Raw genomic sequence first — 7,566 nt, forward strand, 5'->3', positions numbered from 1 at the left:
CGGCAGCACAACACCAGCAAGTTCGTGCTGACCAAGGACGACGAGGTCGAGATCCTGCTCCATCTCTGCGAGCGCTTCAGCCCGAGCTACCTGCTGTCGGTCTCGTGGGGCGGGGTGGCTTCGCTGTTCGCGCTTGCGCGTGGCTGCCCGAGTGTGCAGCGCGCCGTGATCGCGTCGTTCTCGCCCTTCCTCAACGACGCGATGGTCGATTACGTGACGCGCGCGCGCGACCACATCGCGGCGGGCGAGAACCTGCATGCGGCGCAGTTGCTCAACGACACGGTGGGCCGCTACCTGCCGCGCATCATGAAGCTCTACAACTATCGCTACCTGACCAAGCTGCCGCGTGACGAGCAGGACCAGGTGGCCTTCCACGTCAACCAGATCCTCGAGATGCAGCCCGAGAAGTACCTCGACGAATTCACGCGGATCGGTTGCGGCGTCAAGTTCATCAACGGTGAGCTCGACGAATACACCACGCCGGCCGAGGTGCGCCGCCTGGGCGCGTATGTGCGCCGCGCCGAGTTCGAGACGATTCCCAAGTCCGGCCACTTCCTCGACCTGGAAGGGCGCCAGCAGCAGGAGAGCGTGCGCCGCGCGATACTCGGCTACTTCTGCGAGGAGCGCGGCGCCACCGCCAAGGACGGCGCCTTCGAGTCGCTCTCGCCGATGCCGGTGCTGTCCTGATCCACGGCGGTTTCCGTGGTCTTGCGTCCCCTCGCGAATGCGGCGGGCGAGCCGGGTGATGCGCCCGGCCATCCCGGATCGCGTGAGTGAACGGGTAGGCGAGGCGACGGCTGCCGATTCCCTCCAGCGCAACACAGGCGGTGTCGATGTCGAAGATGATCATCACGGCGATCGGGTCGGCGGGTGATGTGTACCCGCTGCTCGGCGTTGGACGCGCGCTCGCCGAGCGCGGGCACGAGGTCGTGTTCTGTACCCATCCGCAGTTCGAGGCCAGCGCGCTGCGCTGCGGCTTTCGCTTCGTGGCGATCGGCACCGCCGAGGAATACGCGCAGGCGATGGCCGATCCCGCGCTGTGGAACCCGCGTACCTCGTTCCGCACGCTCTGGGGCGTGATCGCGCCGTCGATGCGGCCGCATTTCGACAAGCTGTCCGAACTGATCGACCGGGACACGGTGCTGATCGGCACGCTCTGGGCGTTTTCGGCGCGGCTGTTGCAGGAGCGCCACGGCACGCCCTATGTCTCGGTGCAGGTGTCGCCCTCCACCTTGCTGTCGGCGCATGCGCCGCCCACCCACAAGCGCCTGACGATTCCGCGCTGGCTGCCGTTGGGCGTGCGCGCCGCGGTGATGACGCTGATCGAGCGCGGCGTGCTCGACAAGGTCTGCGGGCCGCGGCTGAACGCGTTGCGTGCCGAGCTGGGCCTCGCGCCGGCGCGGCGCATCCTGGGCCGCTGGCTGCATTCCACCGATGGCGTGCTGTGCCTGTTCCCGGCCTGGTTCGCGGCCCCGCAGCCCGACTGGCCCGCCCGGCACCGGCTGGCCGGCTTCCCCTTGTTCAACGACATCGACGATCCGGCGCCCGATCCGGAACTCGAGGCGTTCCTCTCCTCGGGCGAGCCGCCGGTGGTGTTTACGGCCGGCTCGACGCTGGTGGATGGCGCCGGGTTCGCCGCGGTCGTGAACGCGGCGATGCGCGCGAGTGGCGTGCGCGGCATCCTGATCACGCCCGATACGGCGCGCCGCGACGGCGAGCCCGATGCGTCCCGGTTCCTGCGACGGCGCTACCTGCCGCTGCGCAAGCTGCTGCCGCGTTGCCGCGCGCTGGTGCATCACGGCGGCATCGGCACGGCCTCGCTGGCCTATGAGGCCGGCATCCCGCAACTGGTGATGCCGTCCGCGCACGACCAGTTCGACAATGCCCAGCGCGTGGCCGACAGCGGCTGCGGGCTGCGGCTCGACGCGCCGGTCGATGGCGCGGCCCTGTCGGCCGCGCTGGCGAGGATCCTCGCGGACGCCGGCATGGCCGGGCGCTGCGCGGCGATCCGCGCGAGCATGGCCGGCGCGCCCGACGGCTGCATGGAAGCGGCGCGCATCATCGAGGATTTCGCACCGCCCACGACGCGTGCCGCCCGCGCGCCGGATGCCGACGATGGCGCCGAACCGGCTTCGGCGGCCGTGCCGCCCGCCGCCGCCGGCCTGGCCGCCGTGCAGGCATCGCGTGCATGAGCGGCGTGCCGATCGCCGATGCGGCGCAGCCCGGTATGCGTTCCGCCTCGACGCTCGACGCGCCGGGCGAACTGACGCGCGCCAGCGGCGGCGCCGCGCCGCCCGGCGAGGCCGAGCAGCCCATGCGCGGCGCGCGCCTGGCGCTGCTGACCTTCGCGCTGTCGCTGGCCACCTTCATCGAGGTGCTCGACTCGACCGTCACCAACGTGGCCGTGCCCTCGATCTCGGGCAGCCTGGGCGTGTCGAACAGCCAGGGCACCTGGGTGATCAGCTCCTACTCGGTGGCGGCCGCGATCGCGGTGCCGCTGACGGGGTGGCTCGCGCGCCGCTTCGGCGAGCGGCGCCTGTTCGTCACCTCGATCGTGCTGTTCACGCTGACCTCCCTGCTGTGCGGCATGGCCAGCGACCTGAACGTGCTGGTGGTCTGCCGCGCGATGCAGGGGCTGTTCTCCGGGCCGATGGTGCCGCTCTCGCAGACCATCCTGATGCGCGCCTTCCCGCAGGACAAACGCACGCTCGCGCTGGCGCTATGGGCGATGACGGTGCTGCTCGCGCCGATCCTCGGCCCGGTGGTGGGCGGCTGGATCGTCAGCAATTACTCCTGGCCGTGGATCTTCCTGATCAACCTGCCGGTCGGGCTGTTCTCGTTCACGGTCTGCGTCTCGCTGCTCAAGCCGGCCCGCGACGACGGCCGCGCCGGCCCGATCGACGTGGTCGGCATCGCCCTGCTGGTGATCGGCGTGGGCGCGCTGCAGGCCATGCTCGACCTCGGTCACGATCGCGGCTGGTTCGATTCGACGCTGATCCGCACGCTGGCCGTGGTGGCCGCGCTGTCTATCGTCTCGCTGCTGATCTGGGAGCGCGGCGAGGCCCACCCGGTGGTGGACCTGAGCCTGTTCCGCGATCGCACCTTCTCGTTCTGCGTGCTGATCATCTCGCTGGGGATGATGGTGTTCTCGGTGGTGGGCGTGGTGTTCCCGCTCTGGCTGCAGACCGTGATGGGCTACAACGCCTTCCATTCGGGGCTGGCCGCCTCGCCGCTCGGGGTGCTGGCGCTGTTGTTCTCGATCCTGGTGGGCCTCTATTCGAGCCGCTTCGACGCGCGCGTGCTGGCCAGCTTCGGCTTCCTGGTGTTTGCCTGCGTGCAATGGCACAACGCGCATTTCTTCACGCTCAACATGACCTTCCTGCAGGTCATCACGCCCGGGTTGATCCAGGGCATGGGCCTGCCGTGCTTCTTCGTGCCGCTCACGGCGGCCACCCTGTCGCGCATCCCGGATGACAAGCTGGCGGCCGCCTCCAGCCTCTCGAACTTCCTGCGCACGCTGTCGGCCGCGTTCGGCACGGCGATGAGCGTGACGCTGTGGGAGAACCGCGCGACCTTCCACTACGACGTGGTCTCGCAGGCGGTGCGCAAATCCGACGGCAACACCCAGCGCTACATCGACGCCCTGCATGCCAGCGGCATCAGCGGCACGCGCGAGCTGCTGTCGATCAGCAACGTGGTGCAGAAGCAGGCCTACATGATGGCCACCAGCGACATGTACTTCATGGCCAGCATGACCTGCCTGCTGCTGGCCTGCCTGATGTGGATGACGCGCCCCAGGCGCGGCGCCGCGATGACGATCGGACATTGAGGGGAGCCGCGCCATGACCGCCAGCGCCGGCCGCTCGCCAACGATACGGGGAACACCATGACACTCGGGGCATTGATCATCCTCTACCATCCGAGCGCGGCGCAGCTCGCGCGGATCGGCGAACTGGCGCGCGACTGCGATGCGCTGGTGGTGGTCGACAACACGCCCGGCGGCGATCCCGCCGCGCGCGCGCTGGCATTGCGCGAGGGCATCGAGCTGATCGCGCACGGCAATCGCGGCGGCATCGCCGGCGCCTACAACGCCGGGCTTGCCGCGCTCTACGCGCGCGGCATCGATGCCGTGGCGCTGTTCGACCAGGACTCGAGCGTGCCGCCGCGCTTCTTCTCCACCATGCGCGAGGTCTGCGCCGGTTTCGGCGCGCGCGCCTTCCTGGCCGGCCCGCGCATCTTCGACGAGAACGAGCAGCGCTACCTGCCCGAGCTCGCCACCAACGGCGTGACCGTGCGGCGCCTGGCGATGCGCGCCGATACGCCGGCGCAGCGCTGCGCCTTCCTGATTTCCTCGGGCAGCGTGATCTCGCGCGAGGCCTACGCGCGCCTCGGCCGCTTCGACGAAGCGCTGTTCATCGACCACGTCGATACCGAATACTGCTTTCGCGCGCTGGCGCGCGACGTGCCCGTCTATGTGGTGCCCTCGCTGGTGCTGCCGCATCGGATCGGCAACAAGCGCCGCCATCGCTTCGGCCCGTTCGAGATCTCGGCCATGAACCATCCCTGGTATCGCCGCTACTACAGCGCGCGCAACGCCGTGCAGCTCGGCATGCAATACGGCATGCGCTTCCCGGTGGCGATCGTGCCGAACCTGCTGACCTTGTGGCAGGTGGTGCAGATCGTGCTCTGCGAGGACGACAAGGGCGCCAAGCTCGAGGGCATCTGGTTCGGCATCGCCGACGGCCTGTTCGGGCGCCTGGGTTCGCTCGACGAGGCGCGCCCGGGCTGGGCCGCGCGGCTTGGCGAGAGGGTGCGCCACGGATGAAGCGGAGCTTCCTGCCGGCGCGTCCGGCACTCGCGGGCGGCGTGCTCGCGGCGATTCTCGCGCTGGCCGGCTGCGTGCCGTCCGGCTTCAAGACCACCGTGCAGCCGCGCGTGCCCGGCGCGAATGCGCTGGCCGGCCTGGCCACGAGCGGCACCGCGGGGCAGCCGGCGGGTGCGTGGCCCGCGCCCGATTGGGTCAGGCAACTCGGCGACGCGCAGCTCGACCAGCTGGTGACCGAAGCCTACGAGAACAGCCCGAACCTGCAGGCCGCCAAGGCGCGCATCGCGATCGCCCAGGCGCAGTTGCAGCAATACGACTCGATGACGGGGCTGGTCGGCACGGCCGGCGGCTCGGTCACCAAGGCGCGCGTGCCGCGCAGCGACGGCGTGGCCAACGTGCGCGCCGGCGGCGTGAACGTGCCGGTGGACCTGTTCAGCGACCCCGGCATCTCGTCCTCGTCGCTGTATGCCGGCTTCAACTACCAGATCGATCTCTGGGGGCGCAACGCGGCTGCCACGCGCGGGCTGCTGTCGAACCGCGATGCCGCGCGCGTCGACGCCGAGCAGGCGCGGCTCACGCTCGCGGTGGCGCTGGTCACGCTGTATTGCCAGCTCGACCAGGCCTATGCGCAGCGCGACCTGCTGCAGGAGAAGCGCCGCGCCAGCGACCAGATCGACGCGGTGCTGCGCGAGCGCGCGGCGCGCGGCATCGACAACGCCTACGACGCGAACGACGCCGCCATCAAGCGCGGACGGCTGATCAAGCAGCTCGCGCAGGTCGACGAGCAGATCCAGCTGGCCCAGGTGCAGATCGGCGTGATGACGGGCAAGGGCCCCGAGCGCGGGCTCGCGTTGAAGCGCCCGCATCCGGGCGACCTGGTCGATGCGCCCTTGCCGGCGCAACTGCCGGTGGACCTGCTGGGCCGACGGCCCGACATCGTCGCCGCGCGGCTGCGCGTGCAGGCCGCGTTCTCGGCCGTCGACGGTGCCAAGGCCGATTTCTACCCCAACGTGAATCTCTCGGCGATCGGCGGGCTGTTCGCGCTGACGCCGGCCGGTCTGCTCAAGGGCCGCGCCTTCGGCGGCTCGATCGGGCCGGCCGTGACCCTGCCGATCTTCGATCGCGGCCGGCTGAAGGCGAAGCTGGCCGGCGACGTGGCCAATGCCGACCTCAGCATCGCGCTCTACAACAAGACCGTCGACGAGGCGCTGGGCCAGGTGGCCCGCCAGTTGACCCAGCTGCGCACCGTCGATACCTTGCTCGCCGAGCAGCAGCACTCGGTGGACGCCGCGCAGAAGCTCGTCGACATCGCCGACGAGCGGCACCGCCGCGGCTTCGGCATGGAGAAGGACGTCAACAACGCGCGGCTGACCCTGGTGGACGAGCGCACCCAGTTGATCGACCTGATGGCCGAGCGGCGCGCCTTGCGCGTCGGGCTGATCGATGCACTGGGCGGCGGCTTCGACGTCACGAAGCTGGCCGCGCCCGCGATCGCGCATGATGAGCTTGCTTTCCCCCCCCACGACCGACTCACCGATTCGCACTTCGACTGACCGCATGCACGACGACAACAACAAGGCGCGCCGCGAAGCCACCGGCGCAACGCAGGATGCAGGCCGGCTCGAGGCGAAGCGCGCGGCGCGGCGCCGTCACTTCGCGCTGTTCTTCGGCCTGGTGGCGATCCTGGCGATCGTCGCCGCGATCTACTGGTTCCTCAGCGGGCGTTACCGCGAGGAGACCGACGATGCCTACGTGGCCGGCAATATCGTGCAGGTCGCCGCGCAGGTGCCGGGCACCGTGATCGACGTGCTGGTCAGCGACACGCAGCGCGTGAGCGCGGGGCAGACGCTGGTGCGGCTCGACGATGCCGAGGCGGCCGTATCGCTGGCGCAGGCCAGGGCACAACTCGCGCAGGCGGTGCGGCAGGCGGCCAACGCGGGCGTGTCCAACGCGATGTATGCCGACGCCGTGACTGCGCGCCAGGCCGACCTGGAGGTGGCGCGACGCGCCTACGAGGCGCGCGCGCATGCCAGCGTCGAGGTGGTCTCGCCCGAGGAGCTGGCGCGTGCCCGCGCGCAGATGGTCGGCGCGCAGGCGCAACTGGCCGCCGCCCAGGCGCAGCTCGAATCGGCACGCGTGCTCGGCAGCCGGCTCGCGGTGGAGGACAACCCCTCGGTGGTGCAGGCCGCCGCGCAGTTCAAGCTGGCCTGGCGCAACCTGAAGCGCGCCACCATCGTCGCGCCGGTGGACGGCACGGTCGGCCAGCGCTCGGTGCAGGTCGGCCAGCAGGTCGGGCCCGGCGTGCCGCTGCTGTCGCTGATCCAGTTGAAGGCGCTGTGGATCGAGGCCAATTTCAAGGAAGGGCAGATCCGCAACATGCGTGCCGGGCAACCGGTCAGCATCGTGTCGGACATCTATGGCTCGAAGGTGGTGTATCGCGGCCACGTGGAGGGTTTCTCGGCCGGCACCGGCAGCGCCTTCTCGATGCTGCCCTCGCAGAACGCGGCCGGCAACTGGATCAAGGTGGTGCAGCGCGTGCCGGTGGTGATCTCGATCGAGCCGGCTGACCTGGCGGCGCATCCGCTGCGCATCGGCTTGTCGATGCAGGTGACGGTCGACACGCATGAGCGCGGCGGGCACCTGCTCGACAACGAATCGCCCTTGCCGGGGCAGAGCACGCGCGTGCACGACAGCGTGGCGGCCGAGGCCGATGCGGCGGCGCAGGCGGTGATCCGGGCCAA

General features: G+C 70.2%; 6 protein-coding genes. All 6 read left to right on the forward strand.

The annotated features are described in order from the left end of the window. On the forward strand, positions 1-687 hold a 687-nt coding region (locus FB600_RS36850), incomplete at its 5' end, for an alpha/beta hydrolase (protein ID WP_145758306.1). A 146-nt stretch (positions 688-833) separates the two neighbouring features. Beyond that, positions 834-2,192, forward strand: coding sequence for a glycosyltransferase (locus FB600_RS36855; RefSeq protein ID WP_145758305.1), 1,359 nt, complete (start codon positions 834-836; stop codon positions 2,190-2,192). A gap of 35 nt (positions 2,193-2,227) precedes the next feature. Beyond that, positions 2,228-3,829 (forward strand): DHA2 family efflux MFS transporter permease subunit, encoded by a 1,602-nt coding sequence (locus tag FB600_RS36860; RefSeq protein ID WP_039202688.1) that lies wholly within the window; start codon positions 2,228-2,230, stop codon positions 3,827-3,829. Between the two features lie 57 nt (positions 3,830-3,886). Then, entirely contained in the window at positions 3,887-4,825 is a 939-nt protein-coding gene (locus FB600_RS36865) for a glycosyltransferase family 2 protein (RefSeq protein ID WP_017924488.1), read from the forward strand. Continuing rightward, positions 4,822-6,378 (forward strand): efflux transporter outer membrane subunit, encoded by a 1,557-nt coding sequence (locus FB600_RS36870; protein ID WP_039202682.1) that lies wholly within the window; start codon positions 4,822-4,824, stop codon positions 6,376-6,378. The genes FB600_RS36865 and FB600_RS36870 overlap by 4 nt, the downstream gene beginning before the upstream one ends. Positions 6,379-6,382: 4 nt before the next feature. Then, a partial coding sequence (locus tag FB600_RS36875; RefSeq protein ID WP_145758304.1) for an HlyD family efflux transporter periplasmic adaptor subunit occupies positions 6,383-7,566 on the forward strand: 1,184 nt, incomplete at its 3' end.

It is taken from the genome of Burkholderia sp. SJZ089, assembly GCF_007828315.1.
GTDB lineage: Bacteria > Pseudomonadota > Gammaproteobacteria > Burkholderiales > Burkholderiaceae > Burkholderia > Burkholderia gladioli.